The following is a 2,082-nucleotide window of genomic DNA, read 5'->3' as shown; positions in this document are numbered from 1 at the left end:
AAACCTTCAAAATCCTTGCTGAGCGTTATCGAAATAGAGGTAAAAGGCTTGGTTTGAGATTCAATTTAATCGCTGGAATCTACAACTTGGAACTGAGCAAAAAATGATTTATGAAAGAGGTCTAATATAGTGATTTTATTTTCGAGTCGAATAAGTACTTAATATTAATTTTTAGTGATCAGATTCTATAAATATAGAAATAAAGTATAACAATAAAAAATAGTTAAGAAAACCTTAAATGTTGGTTTAAAAATATTAAATAATTCGGGTAAGATTTATTTCAATGAGAGATATCATTCAGAGTGATACTTAATATATTTATTTTAATAAATTAACTGTTTTTCAATGTGAAGTTTACATTAAAAGTAATAAAAATAAATTTTTAGAAATAAATACTTTCCAAATCTAGAAAAGTAAAAAAACATAAATTTTATAAGATTAAATATAATTTATTTGAATGTAATTTTTTAAAAAAACTAAATATTTTAACTTTATGAGTCTTATTAAAATATGTAAAACAATAACTTAATTTTATTTTATATAAAACTATCAATGAGTGATTAGCTATTGTTAAAAAAGTGATAGTTAAACCAGAAATGATTATTATTATCTGTAAAATTATATTGTAAAAAAGTAGAGTAATTGCTTGAAAAATGTTTTTAATAAATCTTTAATTAATACCAACTGTTTAAGTAGGTTTTATAGGGGTTTCCTATGCAGGTTCAAGTTATTTCAAAAGCGGGCGGTAATAATCAATTAATAAAAGAGTATCTGGAAAAAATAGAACTCGATAAAGATTCTGTAGTTCTAGTAGATGTAAAAATTGAAGATATAGAAAAAATAGAATATATAAATAACCAAGCAGTAATTACTTTGAAAAGTGGTGAAATAATATTGGTTAATCAATTTAATCCGAAAAAGAGTTCATTGATTTTTAGAAATGAACAGTCGGAAATGTTTTTATATGACTTCGAAACTCTCGACTATAATCCTATCGATAAAATTGAACCATTATTATACGGCCACTCAGAAAGTGCATTTATCAATATTTGGCCAATAGCAGGTTTGGGAATAGCGGGCATAGGGTTAATTGCGGGGATAACTGATAATAAAAATAGTAATACTGAAAGTGCCGAACCTAGTCATCCTATAGACGAGCCTACAGATGAAGATAGTTCAGAAGAACCTCCGGTAGGTAGTAATCCGGGTAACTTGGAACCAGAGGAGCCTAAAGATGAAGGAACAGAAGGAGAAGAGCCAAAAACTCCTGTTGATAGTAATCTTAATGGTAAAGATGGGGTGGATGGTAAGGATGGCGAAAATGGTAAATCCGCACTGGAGCTATTAATAGAAGCGGGTGAGCTAAATGCTGATGCGGATATTAATGATCTGATTGATTATTTGAAAGGTAAAGACGGAAACAACGGTAAATCCGTATTAGAACTTCTTATTGAAGCCAAAGAATTACCAGAGGGTTCTACTGTAAATGATCTGATCGAGTATCTAAAAGGTGAGGACGGTAGTAATGGTAAAGATGGTGAAAATGGTAAGTCTGCGCTGGAACTATTGATTGAAGCGGGTGAACTTGATCCAGGATCAGGCATTGCTGACTTGATTGACTATCTGAAGGGCCAAGATGGTGTGAATGGTACTGACGGTAAAGACGGTGAGCACGGTAAATCTGCACTTGAATTGCTGATTGAAGCAGGTGAACTTGACCCAGGATCAGACCCTACTGATCTCATTGAATACCTGAAAGGTAAAGATGGACAGGATGGAGAAAATGGTAAGTCTGCGCTTGAATTATTAATTGAAGCCAAAGAACTTCCTGAAAATGCCACAGTCAACGACCTGATCAACTACTTGAAAGGTAAAGACGGTACAGACGGCAAGTCTGCATTTGAACTCGCACAGGATAATGGCTACGCCGGTACATTAGAGGAATGGTTGGCTGCGCTGAAAGGCAAATCAGCTTACGATCTTGCGGTAGATAAAGGCTACAAAGGCACTGAAACAGAATGGCTTGCCTCACTGGTTGGCGACTCAGCATATGAAGTCGCAGTTAAAGGCGGCTATGAAGGC

General features: G+C 33.3%; 1 protein-coding gene and 1 pseudogene. Both read left to right on the top strand.

From position 1 onward, the window contains the following. Positions 1 to 107: pseudogene (locus tag FTV25_RS09900) on the top strand (IS5/IS1182 family transposase); the annotation flags it as partial. 607 nt (positions 108 to 714) lie between these two features. After that, positions 715 to 2,082: BapA prefix-like domain-containing protein (locus tag FTV25_RS09895; protein ID WP_180009796.1), on the top strand; the 1,368-nt coding region annotated here is incomplete at its 3' end.

The sequence above is a fragment of the Acinetobacter sp. YH12249 genome (genome assembly GCF_013417475.1).
GTDB lineage: Bacteria > Pseudomonadota > Gammaproteobacteria > Pseudomonadales > Moraxellaceae > Acinetobacter.
The sequence above is the reverse complement of the archived record's forward strand: the minus strand, read 5'-3'. Positions and strand labels throughout refer to the sequence as shown.